This is a genomic window from Pseudomonas sp. GW823-FHT06B06, assembly GCF_058795195.1.
The window spans coordinates 1-19845 of sequence record NZ_JBXAHO010000038.1; the positions used below are offsets into that span (position 1 = coordinate 1).

Here is a 19845-nt window from a genome sequence, read left to right on the forward strand (position 1 = left end):
AGTGGTGGGGCAAAGCCTTTTGCTTCCTTTTTGGCGTTTGAAAAAGGGAGTCGCTGTAAGAGCGAAACCATAAGTGGGCGTTACCGCAGCAACGGATATGTACTCAGAAAACAATCTCCCACAAGCTTCGACCCGGCATGGACCAAAGTTGGTAGAGGCTCCGATGGGGGGCAAGAAAATCAAAAGCCAGATCAAGATCAAACGCGAAAGCGAGGCGGCCGACCTGATTTCAGGTGAACGCATTCCCCTGTGGAGCTACCGCAGGCTGCGATCTTTTTCTTCAACCCCGCAGCAAGTTGCCCCAACTCAAACCCCCTCCCTTACCTCCACCAATTGCCCCAACCGACTACGCGTGCGCGCCAGGTCTATAGCGTCACCGCCCAGGCTGTCGCGCAGGGAGCGCTGGCCGAGCAATGTCAGGTGCTTGTCCTGGTCATACAAGACGTCGACCAGGTTGATGAATCGCTGCTGCGCGGCAATCGAGCAGTCGGCGAGGTCGGGCAGTTCGTCGATGATCCAGTGATCGAAGCGGCGACACAGCTCCAGGTAATCCATGACCGCTGTGGGGTGGTCGCACAGGTCGCTGAAAGTAAAACCGACGGCGCGTCCTTTGCAGAAGCGGGCCGATAGATGGCGAGTGCCGACGGCCAGGGCAATGGCCGGTCCGTTCGGCGCCGGCAGGTTCGATGCCTGGCGTTGCGCCAGTGTGGCGGGCCAGACGTATCGGCCCTGGGTGAACAGCTGGTGCGCATGGGTTCTGGCCTGGCTGCGATAGTCGTGGGGCCCGCCGACTTCCATGACGTGCATGCGCGCATTGATCAGGTCGATCACGGGCTTGAAGCGTGCATGGTAAAGCGGATTGGGCAGCAGGCCTTCAGGCGGGTAATTGGAGGTGAGCAGCAGCAGGATCCCCCTGTGGAACAGCGCCTTGAACAGTCGCGAGATGAGCATCGCATCGCCGATGTCGTGGACGTGAAACTCGTCGAAACACAGCACCCGACAATCGCTCAGTAACTCATCCAGCGTGGTCGCCAGCGCATCCGGTTGGTCGCGATGGCTGAACATGCCCTCGTGCAGGCGGGCAAAAAAAACGTGGAAGTGCAGGCGCTGCTTCTGGGCAAGGGGGATCGCCTGGAAGAACCCGTCTAGCAGCCAGCTCTTGCCACGGCCAACTGCACCGTGCAGGTAAAGCCCGGGCAGTGTCTTGCCTGGCGTACCCAACAGTTTTGATGCGTGCTGCGCCATGCAGTCGATGACCCGTTGCTGGCTATGGCTAAGGGTATAGCCCTGGGAACAGGCCTGGCGATGAAAGTGGTCATGAATGACCCTCGCATGCATGCAGTGGCGGTCAGGCCCGGTCGCTACCTTGCCAAAGAGGCTGCGCAGCGCCGGCCAGCGCGGTGTGAGTCGCGAATGCTTGGGTGGTCGAGCGGCCACTGTGGTGTCCCCGTGATCTTCAGTCAGGCTCCTTGAGCCGCGGCGGCATAGCTTAACCAGTTGGGTAGTTTTGCTTCCAGTTGTGTCGTCGGTTTGCGGACGATGACGTCGATAAACGGTCGCTCAATAACCAACGCCATTGGTCAACTAATTACTAAGCAACCTAACTATTACGTTGACATTGGCTGCCTAGGCAGTAATATCTCGACATACATTCACTGCCTAGGCAGCTAATCGGTATTCAGATGAAGCATTTCACGCCAGACGATTTCCATAATTGCCACCTCGGCCTCCTGCTCGGGCGCGCTGCGTTGCTGAAGGACCGGATCATCGATACGCACATGGAACCCCACGGCATCACCGCGGCGCAGTTCAAGGTGCTGATCATCATGGCCCAGTTCGGCGTCGATTCGCCGGGTGAGCTGTGCCGGTACCTGTCCCTGGACAGCGGTTCGATGACGCGCATGCTCGATCGCCTGGAACAGAAAGGTTTCCTCGCCCGCCAGCGCTCCGAGGCAGACCGTCGGCAGATTCAGCTAGTGCTGACCGACGAGGGCCAGAAACTCGCCGATCTTCTGCCGGGCATCGGCACCGAAGCCATGAATGAACTGGCCGGAGCCATCACGCCGGAAGAACTGAAAACCCTGGAATCCATTCTCAAGAAAATCCTGGTAGCGGCCGGTGACTCGATCACCCTGCAGCGGTTAGGTGACCAATGAACGTGAAAACCTTGCGCACCGGCGTCAGCCTGCTTCTGTTGGCCATGGGCCTGGCCGGTTGCGCCAGTTACAGTGGCCTGACCACCGAAGGTGTCAGCCTTGATGCAAAAAACCTCAAGGCGGGGCAATCCCTCAGCGGCGTGACGCTGTCGCCGGCGGCCTGGCCGAAAAGCGACTGGTGGAAAAGTCTCGGCGATCCGCAGCTCGACGGTCTGATCCGCGAAGCCCTGCGCGACAGCCCCGACATGCAGATCGCCGACGCCCGCGCCCATCAGGCCAGCGCCGCGGCCTATGCCGCCGACGCCGCGCGGATGCCGACACTGGATGCCAGCGCCGGCGTCAGCCGTTCGCGTCTGGCCCGGGACCAGGACCCGCTGGGGCAGGGTGGCAATTACTCCACGGTGCGCAACATCAGCGCCATCTTCAATTACAACTTTGACCTCTGGGGCGGTCAGCGTGATGCCTGGGAAGCGGCGCTGGGGCAGGCCCGTGCCGCCGAGGTCGACCAGCAAGCCGCGCAGTTGACTTTGTCCGCTGACGTGGCCCGCGCCTACAGCGACCTGGGGCAGGCGCACATCGTCCATGACCTGTCCGCCGAAGACCTCAAGCGTACCCGGCAAATGCTTGATCTGAGCCAGCGCCGCCTGAGTTCGGGGATCGACAGCCAGTATCAGTTCCAGCAGACCGAAAGCCTGGAAGCCACCTCCGAAGCCAATTTGATCGATGCCGAGAAGCGCCTGCAAAGCGCCAGAATCGCGCTGGCCGTGCTGCTTGGCAAAGGCCCGGATCGCGGCAACGAAGTCGCTCGACCGAACATTCTCAAGCCGGGTGCCGTGGCCCTGCCGTCGGTGCTGCCAGCCGAACTGCTCGGACGTCGTCCGGACCTGGTGGCTGCGCGCTGGCGGGTCGAGGCGGCGAGCAAGAATATCGATGCTGGCAAAACCCAGTTCTATCCAAACTTGAACCTCAGCGCCGCGGCCGGTGCCGAATCATTGCTGGGCGATGCGATGTTTGGTTCGGCCAGCCGCTTCTTCAATGTCGCACCGACGATTTCCGTACCGATTTTCGACGGTGGTCGACTGCGCGCCGACCTCGATTCCCGCGACGCCGACTACGACCTGGCGGTGGCGCAGTACAACAAAATCCTGGTCAGGGCGCTGGGCGACGTCAGCGACAGCATCAATCAGTTGCGTGACATCGGTCGCCAGATCGCGGCCCAGCAACACGCCACCGACATCGCCCAGGAATCTTACAACACCGTGGTCCAGCGCTACGGTTCCGGCATCGGTAACTATCTGGACGTGCTCAGTATTGAGCAGCAGTTGCTCCAGGCCCAGCGCCAATTGGCCAACCTGAATGCCGAGCAGATCGACCTGTCGATCCAGCTGATACAGACGCTGGGCGGCGGTTTCCAGCCAGAGGCCATGGCCTCGGCCAATACCGCGCCAGCCACGCTGACCCAATAATTCAAGGAATTTGTCATGGCCACTGCCAATACAACGCCAACCACTGAAAACACCCCGGCCAATCCCGATTCGGGCAAGCGCAAGTTCATGCTGCTGGCCCTGGCGGTGGTGGTCGCGCTGGGCAGCGCAGGCGTCTGGGCCTATCACGAATTTTACGGACGCTGGAGCGAAAGCACCGACGATGCCTATGTGAATGGCAACGTGGTGGAAATCACCCCGCTGGTTACCGGTACCGTCGTCAGTATCGGCGCCGACGATGGCGACCTGGTCCACGAAGGCCAGGTGCTGGTGAACTTCGACCCGAACGACGCCGAAGTCGGTCTGCAAAGCGCCCAGGCCAATCTGGCCCGGACTGTTCGTCAGGTTCGCGGTCTGTACAGCGACGTCGACGGCATGAAAGCCCAGGTCAACGCCCAGCAAGCTGAGGTGCAAAAAGCCCAGGACAACTTTAACCGACGGAAAAATCTTGCCGTCGGCGGGGCGATTTCCCAAGAGGAACTGTCCCACGCCCGTGATGACCTGACCTCGGCGCAAAACGCCTTGGCCACCGCCCAACAAAAGCTCAAGACCACCGCCGCACTGGTCGATGACACGGTGGTTTCATCGCACCCGGACGTGATGGCCGCCGCTGCGCAATTGCGTCAGGCCTACCTCAACAACGCCCGAAGCACCCTGATCGCGCCGGTCACCGGCTATGTGGCCAAGCGCAGCGTGCAACTGGGGCAGCGCGTGCAGCCGGGGGAGGCGCTGATGGCGGTGATCCCGCTGGATCAATTGTGGATCGACGCCAACTTCAAGGAAACCCAGCTGCGCGACATGCGTATCGGCCAGCCGGTGGAGATCGAAACCGATCTCTACGGCAGCAGCGTGAAATACAGCGGCAACATCGACAGCCTTGGCGCTGGCACGGGCAGCGCGTTTGCCTTGCTGCCGGCGCAGAACGCCACTGGCAACTGGATCAAGATCGTGCAGCGGGTGCCGGTGCGGATTCATATCAACGCCCAGGAGCTGGCCGAGCATCCCCTGCGCGTTGGCCTGTCGACCGTGGTCGATGTGAACCTGCGTGACCAGAGCGGCCCGGTGCTGGCGCAGCAGCCGCCGCAAAAGGCTTCGTTCAGCACCGCCATCTATGACCGCCAGTTGACCGAGGCCGATGCGATGATCACGCAATTGATCCACGACAACAGCGCCGCGGTGAGCAAGACCGCGCGTCGCTGACTCGCCAATCTGCCATCACACCAACCCCTGTGGGAGCGAGTCTGCTCCGGGCGGCGTTCCGAGGATAGCGTCCGGTCAGTCAACATTAGTGTTGGATGGGATACCGCTTCGCGAGCAGGCTCGCTCCCACAGGGTTAGCGGCGTCAGCCGAGTATCAAAGGATTCGCGATGAGCAATAACGCGTCATTCACGCCCCCCAGCCTGGTGCTGAGCACCATCGGCCTGTCGCTGGCGACCTTCATGCAGGTGCTCGACACCACGATCGCCAACGTGGCGCTGCCGACCATTTCCGGCAACCTGGGGGTGAGTTCGGAGCAGGGCACCTGGGTCATCACGTCTTTCGCGGTGAGCAACGCCATCGCGTTGCCGCTGACCGGCTGGCTGAGCCGGCGGTTCGGCGAGGTGAAGCTGTTCCTGTGGGCGACCGTCCTGTTTGTGCTGGCCTCATTTCTCTGCGGTATTTCCACATCGATGCCGGAGCTGATCGGCTTTCGGGTGCTGCAAGGCCTGGTGGCGGGACCGTTGTACCCGATGACCCAGACGCTGCTGATCGCCGTTTATCCGCCCGCCAGGCGCGGCATGGCCCTGGCGCTGCTGGCGATGGTCACGGTGGTCGCGCCGATTGCAGGGCCTATCCTCGGCGGCTGGATCACCGACAGTTACAGTTGGCCGTGGATCTTCTTCATCAACGTGCCGATCGGGATCTTCGCGGTCATGGTCGTGCGTTCGCAGCTCAAGGCGCGGCCGGTGGTGACCAGCCATCAGCCGATGGATTACGTCGGTTTGATCACCCTGGTCATCGGCGTCGGGGCGTTGCAGGTGATCCTCGACAAGGGCAATGACCTGGACTGGTTCGAATCGAGCTTCATTCTCATCGGTGCGGCCATTTCGGTGATTGCGCTGGCGGTGTTCGTGATCTGGGAAATGACCGACCAACACCCGGTGGTCAACCTGCGCCTGTTCGCCCACCGCAACTTCCGCATCGGCACCCTGGTGCTGGTGTTGGGGTACGCCGGTTTCTTCGGGATCAACCTGATCCTGCCGCAATGGTTGCAAACCCAGATGGGTTATACGGCAACCTGGGCCGGCCTGGCGGTGGCGCCAATTGGCATCCTGCCGGTCCTGATGTCGCCGTTTGTCGGCAAATACGCGCACAAGTTCGACCTGCGCTTGTTGGCAGGCCTGGCATTCCTGGCGATTGGCTTGAGCTGTTTCATGCGTGCCGGCTTTACCAGCGAAGTGGACTTCCAGCACATCGCCCTGGTGCAGTTGTTCATGGGCATTGGCGTGGCGTTGTTCTTCATGCCGACCCTGAGCATCCTGATGTCGGACCTGCCGCCGAGCCAGATCGCGGACGGCGCGGGGCTGGCGACGTTCCTGCGGACCTTGGGCGGCAGCTTTGCCGCGTCGTTGACCACCTGGATCTGGATTCGCCGTGCGGACCAGCACCATGCGTACATGAGCGAAAGCATCAGCACCTACGAGCCCGCAACCCGCGAGGCCCTGCATGCACTGGGTGGTGCGAGCAACCCGGCGTATGCGCAGCTCGACCACGTGTTGACCAGCCAGGCGTACATGCTCTCCACCGTGGACTACTTCACGTTACTGGGGTGGGCGTTCATGGGGTTGATCCTGATCGTATGGCTGGCGAAACCGCCGTTTGCGGCGAAGGCTGGGCCTGAAGCATCCGGCCATTGATGTAGCGGACAGATCGTTCCCACGCTCTGCGTGGGAATGCCTCAACGGACGCTCCGCGTTCGGCTCTGGAAGGGACGCGGAGCGTCCCGGGCTGCATTCCCACGCAGAGCGTGGGAACGATCAACTCAAGAAGAGGGGAAATCAAACGGTGCCAGGGCAAACCCGCTGTCGTCGACCTGCAACGCCCAACCCTGTTTATCCCAATCCCCCAGCACGATACGCCTGGCTGCCAGATCGCCGATCTGCAACTTGTGAATGGCCGGACGATGGGTATGCCCGTGGATCAAGGTTTTCACGCCATATTGCTGCATGATCCGTGGAATCTCTTCGGGCGTGACATCGACAATGTCATTGGCCTTCATGCGCGTCTGCGCCCGGCTTTCACTGCGCAGCTTGCGTGCCAGCTTATGCCGGGTGCTTAACGGCAGATGCCGCAAGATGAACAGGGTGATCGGGTTGCGCAGGTAGCGCCGCAGCTTCATGTAGCCTTCGTCGCGGGTGCAGAGGCTGTCGCCGTGCATCAGCAGCACGGGTTCGCCGTTGAACTGCACGACACTCGGATCTTTGAGCAGGGTGCAGCCGGCCTGTTTGCAGAACGCCTTGCCCAGCATGAAATCGCGATTGCCGTGCATCAGGAAAATGGCCGTGCCGCTGTCGCTCAATTCGCGCAGGGCCTGGCAGATGGAACGCTGGAAAGGGGTCATGGCGTCATCGCCAATCCACGCCTCGAAAAAGTCGCCCAGAATGTACAGTGCGCTCGCCGAGCGGGCGCGCCCGGCGAGTAAATCCAGAAACGCCCGGGTAATGTCCGGGCGCTCCTCTTCCAGATGCAAGTCTGAAATCAGCAGTATCACTCAATGATCTCGGCTTTCTCGATGATCACATCGTCTGCCGGTACGTCCTGGTGGCCGGCCTTGGAAGTGGTGGCCACGCCTTTGATCTTGTCGACGACGTCGGTGCCGGCGGTCACTTTACCGAATACCGCGTAGCCCCAGCCCTGCACGTTCTTGCCGCTGTGGTTGAGGAAGCTGTTGTCAGCCACGTTGATGAAGAACTGCGCGGAAGCCGAATGCGGCTCCATGGTGCGGGCCATGGCGACGGTGTACTTGTCGTTGGAAAGACCGTTGTCGGCTTCGTTCTGGATGCTTGGGCGCTTGTCTTTCTTTTCTTTCATGCCAGGCTCGAAACCGCCGCCCTGGATCATGAAGTTACCGATGACACGGTGGAAAACCGTGTTTTCGTAGTGACCGGCTTTAACGTACTCGATGAAGTTGGCCACGGTGATCGGGGATTTCTCGGCGTTCAGGTCCAGGACGATGTCGCCGTGGTTGGTGGTCAGTTTGACTTGAGTCATGATCGCTACTCTTTAAGGAATTCGTGGGTTTCGGGGCAGTACGGCCCCCAACCGGTTTGGCCAGCGCTGGCCAAGGTGCGCAGTTTAGCGTGACAGGCACGAATTTCGAGGCTGTTTTTTCATTTACAGCCTATTAAATGCGACGGTTTACAGAGCGCGCTCTGTCAGGTACTTGACGGCATCGGCTATGATAGCGGCTTTGTTTTGTCCGGCCTTCATTACGGCCACGCACTTGTACGTTCAAGGATCCTATGAGCAAGCCCACTGTCGACCCTACCTCGAATGCCAAGACCGGCCCTGCCGTGCCGGTCAACTTCCTGCGGCCGATCATCCAGGCAGACCTGGACTCGGGCAAGCACACGCAAATCGTTACCCGTTTCCCGCCTGAACCCAACGGCTACCTGCACATCGGCCACGCCAAGTCGATCTGTGTGAACTTCGGCCTGGCCCAGGAGTTCGGCGGCGTCACGCACCTGCGTTTCGACGACACCAACCCGGCCAAGGAAGACCAGGAATACATCGACGCGATCGAAAGCGACGTCAAATGGCTGGGCTTCGAATGGTCCGGCGAAGTGCGCTACGCCTCGCAATATTTCGACCAGTTGCACGACTGGGCGGTGGAGCTGATCAAGTCCGGCAATGCCTATGTCGACGACCTGACCCCTGAACAGGCCAAGGAATACCGTGGCACCCTGACCGAGCCAGGCAAGAACAGCCCGTTCCGCGACCGCAGCGTCGAAGAGAACCTGGACCTGTTCGCCCGCATGAAGGCCGGTGAATTCCCGGACGGCGCACGCGTGCTGCGTGCCAAGATCGACATGGCTTCGCCGAACATGAACCTGCGCGACCCGATCATGTACCGCATCCGCCACGCTCATCACCACCAGACCGGCGACAAGTGGTGCATCTACCCCAACTACGACTTCACCCACGGTCAGTCGGACGCCATCGAAGGCATTACCCACTCGATCTGCACCCTGGAATTCGAAAGCCATCGTCCGCTGTACGAGTGGTTCCTGGAGAACCTGCCGGTGCCGGCCAAGCCGCGCCAGTACGAATTCAGCCGCCTGAACCTGAACTACACCATCACCAGCAAGCGCAAGCTCAAGCAGCTGGTCGATGAAAAGCACGTCAACGGTTGGGACGATCCACGCATGTCCACGCTGTCGGGCTTCCGTCGCCGAGGCTACACACCAAAATCGATTCGCAACTTCTGCGAAATGATCGGCACCAACCGTTCCGACGGCGTGGTCGATTTCGGCATGCTCGAATTCAGCATCCGTGACGACCTCGACCACAGTGCCCCGCGTGCCATGTGCGTGCTGCGTCCGCTGAAAGTCGTGATCACCAACTACCCGGAAGGCCAGGTCGAGAAACTTGAACTGGCATGCCACCCTAAAGAAGACATGGGTGTGCGCGTCCTGCCATTCGCCCGTGAGCTCTACATCGACCGTGAAGACTTCATGGAAGAGCCGCCAAAAGGCTACAAGCGCCTGGAGCCGAACGGCGAAGTGCGCCTGCGCGGCAGCTACGTGATCCGTGCCGACGAAGCGATCAAGGACGCCGATGGCAACATCGTCGAACTGCGTTGCTCGTACGATCCGGACACCCTGGGCAAGAACCCTGAGGGCCGCAAGGTCAAGGGCGTTGTGCACTGGGTGCCGGCCGCTGCCAGCGTCGAGTGCGAAGTGCGCCTGTACGATCGCCTGTTCCGTTCTCCCAACCCGGAGAAGGCCGAAGACAGCGCCAGTTTCCTGGACAACATCAACCCTGACTCGCTGCAGGTACTCACCGGTTGTCGTGCCGAGCCTTCGCTTGGCAACGCACAGCCGGAAGACCGTTTCCAGTTCGAGCGCGAAGGTTACTTCGTCGCGGATATCAAGGACTCGAAACCCGGTCATCCGGTGTTCAACCGTACCGTGACCCTGCGTGATTCGTGGGGCCAGTGATTCAAGGAAATAACGTGCTTACGATCTACAACACGCTCACCAAGAGCAAAGAAGTCTTCAAGCCGCTTGATGGCAACAAGGTGCGCATGTACGTGTGCGGCATGACCGTGTACGACTACTGCCACCTCGGCCACGGCCGTAGCATGGTCGCCTTTGACCTGGTGACCCGCTGGTTGCGTTTTAGCGGCTACGACCTGACTTATGTGCGCAACATCACCGACATTGACGACAAGATCATCAATCGGGCCAACGAGAACGGCGAGTCGTTCGAAGCGTTGACCGAGCGCATGATCGCGGCGATGCACGAAGACGAAGCGCGCCTGAACATCAAGAAGCCGGACATGGAGCCGCGTGCCACGGATCACATCCCGGGCATGCACGCGATGATCCAGACCCTGATCGACAAGGGGTACGCCTACGCCCCGGGCAATGGCGACGTGTACTACCGCGTCGGCAAGTTCATGGGCTACGGCAAGCTGTCGCGCAAGAAAATCGAAGACTTGCGCATCGGCGCACGCATCGAAGTCGACGAGTCCAAGCAGGACCCGCTGGACTTCGTGCTGTGGAAAGCCGCCAAGCCGGGCGAGCCGAGCTGGGAATCGCCGTGGGGCGCCGGGCGTCCGGGCTGGCACATCGAGTGCTCGGTGATGTCCACCTGCTGCCTGGGCGAAACCTTCGACATTCATGGCGGCGGCAGCGACCTGGAATTTCCGCACCACGAAAACGAAATCGCCCAGAGCGAAGCGGCCACCGGCAAGACCTACGCCAACGCGTGGATGCATTGCGGCATGATCCGCATCAATGGCGAGAAGATGTCCAAGTCCTTGAACAACTTCTTCACCATTCGCGACGTGCTCGATAAGTACCACCCGGAAGTCGTACGTTACCTGTTGGTGTCGAGCCACTACCGCAGTGCCATCAACTATTCGGAAGACAACCTCAAGGACGCCAAGGGCGCCCTGGAGCGTTTCTACCACGCGTTGAAAGGCCTGCCGAGCGTGGCGCCGGCCGGTGGCGAAGCCTTCGTCGAGCGTTTCACCCAGGTGATGAACGACGACTTCGGCACGCCGGAAGCCTGTGCGGTGCTGTTCGAGATGGTGCGCGAGATCAACCGCCTGCGCGAGAGCGATCTGAACGCAGCGGCCGGCCTGGCTGCGCGTTTGAAAGAACTGGCCAGCGTGTTGGGCGTGTTGCAGCTTGAAGCCGATGACTTCCTGCAAGCCGGCGCCGAAGGGCGTGTGGATGCAGCTGAAGTCGAAGCGCTGATTGCTGCGCGCCTGGCGGCGCGTGCCGGCAAGGACTGGGCCGAATCCGACCGTATCCGCGACCAGCTCACTGCCATGGGCGTGGTGCTGGAAGACGGCAAGGGCGGCACGACCTGGCGTCTGGCTGACTGATTGCTGCACCGGATGATCGTTCCCACGCTCTGCGTGGGAATGCAGCCCGGGACGCTCCGCGTCCCAAATCAAAAGCCGAACGCAGAGCGTCCGTTGAGGCATTCCTTTGCGGCGCGTGGGAACGATCAATTTTTGTGATGTTTGAGTTTTGTGTGCGAGGCAGATCCTCTGTGGGAGCGAGCCTGCTCGCGAAGGTCTCAAGCCGAGCACTGCCAGGGTGGATTGCGAATTACTCCGCCTGGCGCAATCGCTTGTAAAGGGTATTGCGACTTACCCCCAACCGCCGTGCCAGATGCGAAATATTCCCCCCAACTGCCTGCAACTGCCGGTTCAAATCCTCGGCATCATCAAGATCCACCGCCAACGGCTCTGGCGTCTCCACTGGCTCCATCTCCAGATCGACAAAAAAATCATCCGGCAAATGCTCCGGCCGTACCGGTTGTTCCTCGGCCATGGCCAGGGCCACCTGCATCACGCTGCTGACTTGCCTTAAATTCCCCGGCCACGGATGACGGCTGAACAACTCCAGCACTTCGCGGCTCAACCCGGCCCACTGGCTCGGTTCACGATGCTGTTCCCACAAGCGTTTGAACAGCGCCTCTTTATCACTGCGCTCCCTTAATGGCGGTAGTTCCAGGGTCAGGCCACCGATGCGGTAGTACAAGTCCTCGCGAAAGCGCCCCAGTTGTACCTGCTCGCGCAACGAACGGTTGGTCGCCGAAATGATGCGAATGTCCACCGGGAACAACTCGCTGCTGCCCACCGGTTGCACACAACGCTCCTGCAGCACACGCAGCAAGCGCGCCTGGGTCGGCAGCGGCATGTCGCCGATCTCATCGAGGAACAGCGTGCCTTTGTCGGCCTTGCGGATCAGGCCGATGCTGCCTTTCTGGTTGGCGCCGGTGAATGCGCCTTTTTCATAGCCGAACAGCTCAGACTCCACCAGTTCGGCGGGAATGGCCGCACAGTTCACGGCGATGAACGCCTGTTTGTTGCGCGAGCTGGCCTGATGCAGGGCTTTGACGAACACTTCCTTGCCGACCCCGGTTTCGCCATGAATCAACAACGGAATGTCCTTTTCCAGCAGGCGCTCGGCCTGGCGCACGGCTTTTTCCACGCGGCTGTCGCCAAAATGCAGGGTGTTGAGGCTGATGGCGGCGGGCGCCGTGACGCTGGGTTCGGTGAACACCCGCGCTTGAACAGGTGCCATCTTTGGCCGCTTCAACAGGCACTGGAATCGATTGCGCCCGCAGGTCTGGAGCGAGAAGGGCAGGCCCTCGGGTTGATTCAGCAGCTCCAGCAAGGAAACCTTGAACAGACTCTCGACACTGACCCGCGACAAGCTCACGCCCAGCAGGTTGTCGGCGCGACGATTGGCGGACAGCACCTGGCCACTCTCATCGAAGATCAGCAACCCGGCCCACTGGCTGTCGAGATTGTTCAGGCCGGTGTTAAACGTCAGTTGAAAATGCTGGCCGTGGAACAGGTTGAGAATCAGCCGGTTTTCCACGGTCTGGCTCATCATCTTGACCATGCCCAGGGTATGGGAGGGCGGCAGGTAGCTGTCGCTGGACACATCCAGCACGGCGATGACCTTGCGCTCGGCATCGAAAATCGGCGCGGCGGAGCCGGTCATGAAGCGGTTGGCCTTGAGAAAGTGCTCATCGTGCTCGATGTGCACCGCCTGTTCGCAAGCCAGCGCGGTACCGATCGCATTGGTCCCGCTGCAGCGCTCCATCCAGCTGGCACCAGCGCTGAAGCCACGGGTCAGGCTCGGTTCGATAAACCGTTGGGTGCCCCAGGATGTCAGCACCTGGCCCTGATTGTCGGCGAGCATGATCAGGCAGTTGGAGTTACTGAGGATGTTTTCGTAGTACGGCAGGACTTCCTGATGGGTGGTCTGCACCAGGGAATGCTGGCTCTCCAGCAATTGCTTGATGCCTTCGGCGGGCAGTTGATCGAAGGCCGGGGTGCTCTGATGGTTGAGGCCGAAGGCGCGACAACGTTTCCAGGAGTCCTGGATGATGGCGTCGTGGGTCAGCGGCGAGGCGGATGTGACCATGGCAGTCAGTCTCTGAATCAGCATTTTTATTGTTGTTATAGGCACATGCTATCCCCTGTAGGAGCTGCCGCAGGCTGCGATCTGTTGATCTTGATTTTGAACAGCAAAATCAAAAGATCGCAGCCTGCGGCAGCTCCTACAGGGGGCGTGAACAGTGTGTAGATTGTTGTTCACTAATGTTCATTGTCAATCGTTGAACTGTTCAGTTGTTCAGTCCCGATTGTTCATTTGTGTTCAGCAATGAACGTGACCAGGTAGTCACTTTTAAGGATTCAGAGCCAAATCAACCACTTGTATTTTTTGGCACAGATGTCGCTACACCGCTCAGGTCGCTTGACTCCAAAAATAAAAAGGCCGAGCCATGTCATTAACCCTGGAGCATGTCAGCCGCACCGTCGAGGGCCAGACCTGGATCGACGATGCGTGCCTGCGTTTCGAACCCGGATCTTTCAATGTCTTGCTCGGGCGCACGCTGTCCGGCAAGACCAGTCTCATGCGCCTGATGGCCGGGCTGGACAAGCCTGACACCGGTCGCATCCTGATGAACGGCGTCGATGTCACCCAACGCCCGGTGCGCCTGCGCAACGTGTCGATGGTGTATCAGCAGTTCATCAATTACCCGACCATGACCGTCTTCGAGAACATCGCCTCGCCGTTGCGCCAGGCCGGTGTGTCCAATGAGCTGATCCAGAGCAAGGTGCTGGAAACCGCGAAGATGCTGCGCATCGAGAAGTTCCTGCAGCGTTTTCCGCTGGAACTGTCCGGTGGCCAGCAGCAGCGCACCGCGATGGCACGGGCGCTGGTCAAGGATGCCGAACTGATCCTGTTCGACGAGCCACTGGTCAACCTCGACTACAAATTGCGCGAAGAGCTACGCCAGGAAATGCGCGAGCTGTTCAAGGCGCGCCATACCATCGCCATCTATGCCACCACCGAGCCCAACGAAGCCCTGGCCCTGGGCGGCACCACCACCATTCTCCATGAGGGCCGGGTGATTCAGAGCGGCCGGTCGTCCGAGGTTTACCACCAACCGCAGACCGTGCTGGCGGCCGAGTTGTTCTCCGAGCCGCCGATCAACCTGATGCCGGGTCGCATTGCCGGCAACGAAGTGAGCTTCGCCAATTTCGTGCACTTCCCGTTGAACGTCGACTTGCGCCCGGTGGGCGAGGGCGAGTTCCGCTTCGGCGTGCGCCCCAGTCATATCTCGCTGGTGCCGAGTAACGACGATGACCTGGAACTCGCGGTGACCGTTGAAGTGGCGGAAATCAGCGGCTCGGAAACCTTCCTGCACGTGCGCAACGAGCATTTCCTGCTGGTGCTGCACTTGCCTGGCGTTCACGAATACGACGTCGATGCGCCGATCCGCATCTACATACCGACCCATAAACTGTTTGTGTTCGATGCGCAGGGGCGGCTGGTCCAGGCGCCCGGCCGGCGCGTCGCGAGGGTTGCCTGATGGCCGAAATCCGTTTGCAGAACCTCGCTCACAGCTATACCAGTACCCCGAGCGGCCCAGAGGACTACGCGATTCGCCAGATGGACCACGTCTGGGAACAGGGCGGCGCCTATGCCTTGCTCGGCCCGTCGGGCTGCGGCAAGTCGACTTTGCTCAACATCATTTCCGGCTTGCTCAGCCCGTCCCAGGGGCATGTGTTGTTCGATGGCAAAGCCGTCAACAACCTGACCCCGGAGAAGCGCAACATTGCCCAGGTGTTCCAGTTTCCGGTGGTGTACGACACCATGACGGTGTTCGACAACCTGGCGTTTCCGCTGCGCAACCAGGGCATGGCCGAGGCGAAAATTCACACCAAGGTGCGGGAAATCGCCGAGGTTCTCGACCTGCAAAGCCTGCTGAGCAAGAAAGCCAGCAACCTCACCGCTGACGAAAAACAGAAAGTCTCCATGGGCCGTGGGCTGGTACGCGATGACGTCTCGGCCATCCTCTTCGACGAGCCGCTGACGGTGATCGACCCGCACCTGAAGTGGAAGCTGCGGCGCAAGCTCAAGCAGATCCACGAGCAGTTCAACATCACCATGGTCTACGTCACCCACGATCAGTTGGAGGCCTCGACCTTCGCCGACAAGATCGCGGTGATGTACGGCGGGCAGATCGTGCAGTTCGGCACGCCGCGAGAATTGTTCGAGCGGCCGAGCCACACCTTTGTCGGCTATTTCATCGGTAGCCCGGGGATGAACTTGATCGAGGTCGAGGCGCAACCGGGGGGCGTCGGTTTCGCTTCAACGCATCTTCCGTTGTCCGAGGCCATGCAGAAATGCATCGCCGAATCCGAATGGCACACCCTGAAGGTTGGAATTCGCCCGGAGTTCATTCATGTCTGGGACGAACCTTTTGATGACGCGCTGCGTGCACAAGTCGTACACGTCGAAGACCTCGGCACCTACAAGATCATGACCTTGAACCTCGATGGCGTGCCGCTGAAAGTGCGCCTGGCCGAAGACAAACCGGTGCCCGAAGGCACGGCGTATATCAGTTTTCCGGCGCAGTGGCTGATGGTCTATGCCGATGATTTCCTGCTGGAGCCGAAATCAGTAGGTGAGGTGCAACCATGAACAAAGTGCAGAACAACAAGGCCTGGTGGCTGGTGCTGCCGGTGTTCCTGCTGGTGGCGTTCAGTGCGGTGATCCCGATGATGACCGTGGTCAACTACTCGGTGCAGGACATCTTCGACCAATCCAGCCGCTACTTCGTCGGTGCCGACTGGTACAAGCAGGTACTGCTCGACCCGCGTCTGCACGACTCGCTGCTGCGCCAGTTCATCTACTCGGCGTGCGTGCTGCTGATCGAAATCCCGCTGGGTATCGCGATTGCCCTGACCATGCCGACCAAGGGGCGCTGGTCGTCGGTAGTGCTGATCATCCTGGCGATTCCCTTGCTGATCCCGTGGAACGTGGTCGGCACCATCTGGCAGATCTTCGGTCGGGCCGACATCGGCCTGCTGGGGGCGAGCCTCAAGGCCATGGGTATCAACTACAACTATGCGGCGAACACCATGGACGCCTGGGTCACCGTGCTGGTGATGGACGTCTGGCACTGGACCTCACTGGTGGCGCTGCTGTGTTTCTCCGGGCTGCGGGCAATTCCGGACGTGTACTACCAGGCGGCGCGGATCGACCGTGCCTCGGCCTGGGCCGTGTTCCGCCATATTCAGTTGCCCAAGCTCAAGAGTGTGCTGTTGATCGCCGTGATGCTGCGCTTCATGGACAGTTTCATGATCTACACCGAGCCGTTCGTACTGACCGGTGGCGGGCCAGGCAATGCCACGACCTTCCTCAGCCAGACCCTGACGCAGATGGCGATCGGACAGTTCGACCTGGGGCCGGCCGCAGCGTTCTCGCTGGTGTACTTCCTGATCATCCTGTTGGTGTCCTGGCTGTTCTATACCGCCATGACTCACTCTGACGCCAACCGCTGAGGCCATCATGAGCATGAGAAAGCTTGTTCCACTGCTGATTTACATCCTGTTCCTGCTGGTGCCGATCTACTGGCTGCTGAACATGTCCTTCAAGAGCAACAGCGAAATTCTCGGCGGCCTGACGCTTTTCCCACAGGATTTCACCCTGGCCAACTACAAGGTGATCTTCACCGACCCGAGTTGGTACACCGGTTACATCAACTCGGCGTACTACGTGAGCCTGAACACGATCATCTCCCTGACCGTGGCATTGCCGGCGGCCTATGCGTTCTCGCGCTACCGTTTCCTGGGCGACAAGCACCTGTTCTTCTGGCTTCTGACCAATCGCATGGCACCGCCGGCGGTGTTCCTGTTGCCGTTCTTCCAGCTGTATTCATCGATCGGCCTGTTCGACACCCACATCGCCGTGGCCCTGGCGCACTGTCTGTTCAACGTGCCACTCGCGGTGTGGATTCTCGAAGGCTTCATGTCGGGCGTTCCCAAGGAAATCGACGAAACCGCCTACATCGATGGCTACAGTTTTCCCAAGTTCTTCGTGAAGATTTTCATCCCGCTGATCGGCTCCGGAATCGGCGTCACGGCGTTTTTCTGCTTCATGTTTTCCTGGGTCGAACTGCTGCTGGCGCGAACCCTGACCTCGGTAAATGCCAAGCCCATCGCGGCGGTGATGACTCGCACGGTCTCGGCGTCCGGCATCGACTGGGGCGTGCTGGCAGCGGCGGGGGTGTTGACCATTCTGCCGGGCATGCTGGTGATCTGGTTTGTTCGCAACCACGTGGCCAAGGGCTTTGCCCTGGGCCGGGTATGAGGAACTGATGATGGAATGGATGAGTTGGACCGTCCCCACGGCGGCGTTCTTCAGCGTCATTGCCTTGATCCTCGTAGGCATGACGACCTGGGAATTGCGTTCGCCGAGCATATTGCGACGAGGTTTTTTGCCGATTGCCACCACCCGTGGCGATCGGTTGTTCATCGGTCTTCTCGGCAGCGCCTACCTGCATTTGCTGGTAATCGGCGTGACCGACTGGAGCATCTGGGTCGCCTTCGCGTTGTCCCTGGTGTGGCTGTTGGTGGTGATGCGTTGGGGCTAGTCGAATCGCTCGGCAATGTTGCTCCGAAACTCAATAAGGAGGTCTCTATGTTCGACAAAAACAATAAGCTGCGACATAGCATTTCATTGGCAGCCATGCTGGCACTCAGCGGTTTGAGCGCGTCTGCCTGGGCCGATGCCTATGAAGACGCCGCGAAGAAATGGATCGGCAGTGAATTCAAGCCGTCGACCCTGACGGCCGATCAGCAACTCGAAGAGCTGAAGTGGTTCATCAAGGCGGCGGAGCCGTTTCGTGGGATGAGTATCAAGGTGGTTTCGGAAACCATCGCCACCCACGAATACGAGTCCAAGGTGCTGGCCAAGGCCTTCACCGAGATCACCGGGATCAAGCTGACCCACGACCTGTTGCAGGAAGGCGATGTGGTGGAAAAGCTGCAGACGCAGATGCAGTCGGACAAGAACATCTATGACGGCTGGGTCAACGACTCGGACCTGATCGGTACGCACTTTCGATACGGCAAGACCGAATCGATCACCGACCTGATGGCCAACGAGGGCAAGAACTTCACTTCGCCGACCCTGGACATCAAGGACTTCATCGGCATCTCCTTCACCACCGCGCCGGACGGCAAGATCTATCAATTGCCTGACCAGCAGTTCGCCAACCTGTACTGGTTCCGCGCCGATTGGTTCGAACGTGCGGACCTCAAGGCCAAGTTCAAGGAAAAGTACGGCTACGAGCTGGGTGTACCGGTGAACTGGTCGGCCTATGAAGACATCGCCAAGTTCTTCAGCGAAGACGTCAAGGAAATCGACGGCAAGCGTGTCTACGGGCACATGGACTACGGCAAGAAAGACCCGTCCCTGGGCTGGCGTTTCACTGACGCCTGGTTCTCCATGGCCGGTGGTGGCGACAAGGGCATTCCCAACGGCTTACCGGTGGATGAATGGGGTATCCGGGTCGAGGATTGCCATCCGGTCGGCTCCAGCGTGACCCGTGGCGGCGACACCAACGGCCCGGCGGCAGTGTTCGCCACCACCAAATACGTGGACTGGATGAAGAAATACGCACCACCGGAAGCGGCGGGCATGACCTTCTCCGAGTCCGGGCCGGTGCCGTCCCAGGGCAACATCGCCCAGCAGATCTTCTGGTACACCGCCTTCACCGCCGATATGACCAAGCCGGGCCTGGCAGTGATGAACGCCGATGGCACGCCGAAATGGCGCATGGCACCGTCGCCACGCGGACCGTATTGGGAGGAGGGCATGAAGCTGGGGTATCAGGACGTGGGTTCCTGGACGTTCATGAAGTCCACGCCTGAGAAGCAGAAACTGGCAGCCTGGCTGTATGCGCAGTTCGTGACCTCTAAAACCGTGTCGCTGAAGAAAACCATCGTCGGCCTGACCCCGATCCGCGAATCGGACATCAACTCGCAGGCCATGACCGACCTGGCACCGAAACTCGGCGGCCTGGTGGAGTTCTACCGCAGCCCGGCCCGCGTGCAATGGACCCCGACCGGGACCAACGTGCCGGACTATCCACGCCTGGCGCAACTGTGGTGGAGCCACATCGCCGAAGCCGCCAGCGGCGAAAAAACCCCGCAACAGGCACTCGACGGCCTGGCCAAGGATCAGGACGCGATCATGTCCCGGCTGGAACGCTCGAAGGCCCAAGCCACCTGCGCCCCGAAAATGAACCCGGAGCGCGACGCGCAGTACTGGTTCGACCAACCGGGTGCCCCGAAACCGAAACTGGCGAATGAGAAGCCGCAGGGTGAAACTGTGAGCTATGCAGAGTTGCTGAAGTCGTGGGAGGCGGCGCGTAAGTAAAAGTTTGGAAGGTGAAATGCGAACGGCACCGGAAGGTGCCGTTTTCATTTGTGTCTGATAAGGCCTCTTCGCGAGCAAGCCCGCTCCCACATTAGATCGGCGTCGGACTCAAGTTTTGTGGTCACTGCAGATCAACTGTGGGAGCGGGCTTGCTCGCGAAGAGGCCGTCTCTGGCAATCGATATCTAATGGACGGTCAAATGTATGAAGGTTAAAAGATCGCAGCCTTCG

17 protein-coding genes are annotated in these 19845 nt (G+C 60.1%); 13 read left to right on the forward strand and 4 right to left on the reverse strand.

Annotation, left to right across the window (positions count from 1 at the left end; translation table 11 throughout):
• Nucleotides 1–237 (forward strand): hypothetical protein (locus AC1Q8Q_RS25855; protein WP_492615697.1); only part of this gene is annotated, 237 nt, incomplete at its 5' end.
• Nucleotides 238–306: 69 nt separating this feature from the next.
• On the opposite strand, the gene zapE is transcribed toward AC1Q8Q_RS25855, so the two are convergent.
• Nucleotides 307–1437, reverse strand: a complete 1131-nt coding sequence (gene zapE / locus AC1Q8Q_RS25860) for a cell division protein ZapE (protein ID WP_492615698.1) — start codon at nt 1435–1437, stop codon at nt 307–309.
• Nucleotides 1438–1682: 245 nt separating this feature from the next.
• On the opposite strand from zapE, the gene AC1Q8Q_RS25865 reads away from it, so the two are divergent.
• From AC1Q8Q_RS25865 to AC1Q8Q_RS25880, 4 genes are all read left to right on the forward strand, one after another.
• A complete protein-coding gene (locus AC1Q8Q_RS25865) occupies nt 1683–2156 on the forward strand; it encodes a MarR family winged helix-turn-helix transcriptional regulator (RefSeq protein WP_020801191.1) in 474 nt (157 codons plus the stop codon).
• Complete coding sequence (locus AC1Q8Q_RS25870; RefSeq protein ID WP_492615699.1) at nt 2153–3622, forward strand: efflux transporter outer membrane subunit; 1470 nt, start codon at nt 2153–2155, stop codon at nt 3620–3622. The genes AC1Q8Q_RS25865 and AC1Q8Q_RS25870 overlap by 4 nt, the downstream gene beginning before the upstream one ends.
• A gap of 15 nt (nt 3623–3637) precedes the next feature.
• Entirely contained in the window at nt 3638–4840 is a 1203-nt protein-coding gene (locus AC1Q8Q_RS25875; RefSeq protein WP_454866153.1) for an HlyD family secretion protein, read from the forward strand.
• Between the two features lie 168 nt (nt 4841–5008).
• Nucleotides 5009–6538: a DHA2 family efflux MFS transporter permease subunit gene (locus AC1Q8Q_RS25880; RefSeq protein ID WP_020801188.1), complete on the forward strand. Its 1530-nt coding sequence runs from the start codon at nt 5009–5011 to the stop codon at nt 6536–6538.
• 125 nt (nt 6539–6663) lie between these two features.
• Here AC1Q8Q_RS25880 and lpxH read toward each other — a convergent pair whose 3' ends face one another.
• Both lpxH and AC1Q8Q_RS25890 read right to left on the reverse strand, forming a co-directional pair.
• On the reverse strand, nt 6664–7392 hold the full coding sequence (gene lpxH, locus AC1Q8Q_RS25885) for a UDP-2,3-diacylglucosamine diphosphatase (protein WP_033045694.1): 729 nt from the start codon (nt 7390–7392) through the stop codon (nt 6664–6666).
• Nucleotides 7389–7892, reverse strand: coding sequence for a peptidylprolyl isomerase (locus AC1Q8Q_RS25890; protein ID WP_492615700.1), 504 nt, complete (start codon nt 7890–7892; stop codon nt 7389–7391). The genes lpxH and AC1Q8Q_RS25890 overlap by 4 nt, the downstream gene beginning before the upstream one ends.
• 251 nt (nt 7893–8143) lie before the next feature.
• On the opposite strand from AC1Q8Q_RS25890, the gene AC1Q8Q_RS25895 reads away from it, so the two are divergent.
• Together AC1Q8Q_RS25895 and cysS are read left to right on the forward strand one after the other, a co-directional pair.
• Nucleotides 8144–9841 carry a glutamine--tRNA ligase/YqeY domain fusion protein gene (locus AC1Q8Q_RS25895; RefSeq protein WP_492615701.1) on the forward strand — a complete coding sequence of 566 codons (1698 nt, stop codon included), beginning with the start codon at nt 8144–8146 and terminating at the stop codon, nt 9839–9841.
• 14 nt (nt 9842–9855) lie between these two features.
• Nucleotides 9856–11238 (forward strand): cysteine--tRNA ligase, encoded by a 1383-nt coding sequence (gene cysS / locus AC1Q8Q_RS25900; RefSeq protein ID WP_020801184.1) that lies wholly within the window; start codon nt 9856–9858, stop codon nt 11236–11238.
• A gap of 229 nt (nt 11239–11467) precedes the next feature.
• Here the strand turns inward: cysS and AC1Q8Q_RS25905 are convergent, their stop codons facing one another.
• Nucleotides 11468–13300, reverse strand: coding sequence for a sigma-54-dependent Fis family transcriptional regulator (locus AC1Q8Q_RS25905; RefSeq protein WP_042955948.1), 1833 nt, complete (start codon nt 13298–13300; stop codon nt 11468–11470).
• A 361-nt stretch (nt 13301–13661) separates the two neighbouring features.
• Here AC1Q8Q_RS25905 and AC1Q8Q_RS25910 point away from each other — a divergent pair, with 361 nt between their 5' ends.
• The 6 genes from AC1Q8Q_RS25910 to AC1Q8Q_RS25935 are packed head-to-tail and all read left to right on the forward strand — an operon-like array spanning nt 13662 to nt 19615.
• Nucleotides 13662–14756, forward strand: coding sequence for an ABC transporter ATP-binding protein (locus tag AC1Q8Q_RS25910; RefSeq protein ID WP_020801181.1), 1095 nt, complete (start codon nt 13662–13664; stop codon nt 14754–14756).
• A complete protein-coding gene (locus AC1Q8Q_RS25915) occupies nt 14756–15871 on the forward strand; it encodes an ABC transporter ATP-binding protein (protein ID WP_492615702.1) in 1116 nt (371 codons plus the stop codon). Before AC1Q8Q_RS25910 ends, AC1Q8Q_RS25915 begins: the two co-directional genes overlap by 1 nt.
• A complete protein-coding gene (locus AC1Q8Q_RS25920; RefSeq protein WP_020801179.1) occupies nt 15868–16734 on the forward strand; it encodes a carbohydrate ABC transporter permease in 867 nt (288 codons plus the stop codon). Before AC1Q8Q_RS25915 ends, AC1Q8Q_RS25920 begins: the two co-directional genes overlap by 4 nt.
• A gap of 7 nt (nt 16735–16741) precedes the next feature.
• Nucleotides 16742–17542 (forward strand): carbohydrate ABC transporter permease, encoded by an 801-nt coding sequence (locus AC1Q8Q_RS25925; protein WP_008061967.1) that lies wholly within the window; start codon nt 16742–16744, stop codon nt 17540–17542.
• Nucleotides 17543–17552: 10 nt separating this feature from the next.
• Nucleotides 17553–17825 (forward strand): DUF2160 domain-containing protein, encoded by a 273-nt coding sequence (locus AC1Q8Q_RS25930; RefSeq protein WP_020801178.1) that lies wholly within the window; start codon nt 17553–17555, stop codon nt 17823–17825.
• Between the two features lie 47 nt (nt 17826–17872).
• A complete protein-coding gene (locus AC1Q8Q_RS25935) occupies nt 17873–19615 on the forward strand; it encodes an ABC transporter substrate-binding protein (RefSeq protein WP_008061970.1) in 1743 nt (580 codons plus the stop codon).
• Nucleotides 19616–19845: the final 230 nt, after the last annotated feature.